Source organism: Roseateles sp. P5_B10 (assembly GCF_056400485.1).
Map to the genome: position 1 here is coordinate 1 of NZ_JBFULE010001088.1, position 1,446 is coordinate 1,446.

Consider the following 1,446-nt stretch of genomic DNA (forward strand, 5'->3'; position numbering starts at 1 on the left):
GCGCCGGCGTCGTGCGCGTGCTRATGCCCGGCCCCGAGCTGATCGGCGTGGGCGACTCGGCGCGCGGCATCGATGCCGTCTCCGGCGTCGACGACGAGCCGCCGCGCCTGGACGACCCCGACCGTGCCCAGCGCCTCGTCGCCTGGCTGCGCATGAAGCCTGCCGCCGGTGTGCAGCGCCTGCGCCTGAGCTGGGTCGGCCTGCACGCCGTGCAGATCGAGCAGGGGGTGACGACCCAGGGCCTGGTGGTGGCGCAGACCACTGGCCAGCCTGGCGAAGTCATCACGCTGCCGCTGCGCAATGTGCAGCCCGACAGCCTGCAGCTCGAGATCGCCGAGCCCGGCATGCAATACGCGGCCTGGACGCACGTCGACGACCTGACCCTGGTGTCGCACCGCGCTGAGCTGGCCCGGGACGCCCGCGCCTACGAGCTGGATGCTGAATCCGGCCAGGTGCACTTCGGCGACGGCATGCGCGGCCGCCTGCCGCCGCCGGGCTCACGCGTGCGCATCGTGTCGGCCCGCTCGGGCGGCGGCCGCGCGGGCAATCTCGCGCCGGGTCTGCTGAAGGACATCGTCGCCACCACCATCAACGCCAGCGGCCTGCCCGGCGCCGTGGTCAACACGCTCAAGCTCTCGCAGCCCATCGCCACCCAGGGCGGCGAGGACGCCGAGGACGTGGACGCCGCCCAGCAGCGCATCCCCGCCATGCTGCGCCACCGCGAGCGCGCCGTGACGGCCGACGACTACGCCAGCCTGGCCCGCGAGACGCCTGGCATGGACATTGGCCGTGTGGAAGTGCTGCCGCGTTTTGCGCCGCGCACGCGGGCCTTCGGCATCCCAGGCGTCGTCGCGGTGATGGTGCTGCCGGGCACGGCCAGCGGCGAGGTCGGCACCGCACCCAACCCGCGCGCCGACCGGCCGCTGATCGAGGCCGTCCACGCCTGGCTGGAACCGCGCCGGCCGCTGGCGACCGAGCTGAACGTCATCGGCTGCGAATACCTGCCGCTGTCCGTCTCCGTGGCCGTGGGCCTGCGCGACGGCGCACCGCGCGAGGAGACGCTGGCGGCGGTGCGCCTGGTGATCCGGCGGCTGTTGTGGCCACTCGTGCCGGGCGGTTTCGACGGCAATGGCTGGCCGCTGGGCCGCGCCCTGGCCGACCGTGAGCTGGAGGTCGAAGCCGCCCGCGTGCCAGGCGTGGCGACGGTGGCCGGCGTCAATCTCTTCACCGGCGGGCCGGGCGCCTGGGCCCTCGCGGGCCGTGACGCCAACGGCCTGCAGCAGGTCGCCCTCGCGCCTTGGCAGCTGCCGGAGCTGATGCAGGTGCTGGTGGAAGTGGGCAATGCACCGGCTACCAGCCTGGCACCGGATACGGCCTCTGGCAACGGTGGCAGCCGCGTAGCCGTGCCCGTCATCGTGGACCTCTGCTGATCATGGACGCCAACTC

1 protein-coding gene is annotated in these 1,446 nt (G+C 73.6%); it reads left to right on the forward strand.

Features of this window, described 5'->3' with window-relative positions; all coding sequences use genetic code 11:
• The coding region (locus tag AC1DU6_RS31055; RefSeq protein ID WP_477861972.1) for a putative baseplate assembly protein at positions 1–1,430 on the forward strand (1,430 nt) is incomplete at its 5' end.
• Positions 1,431–1,446: the final 16 nt, after the last annotated feature.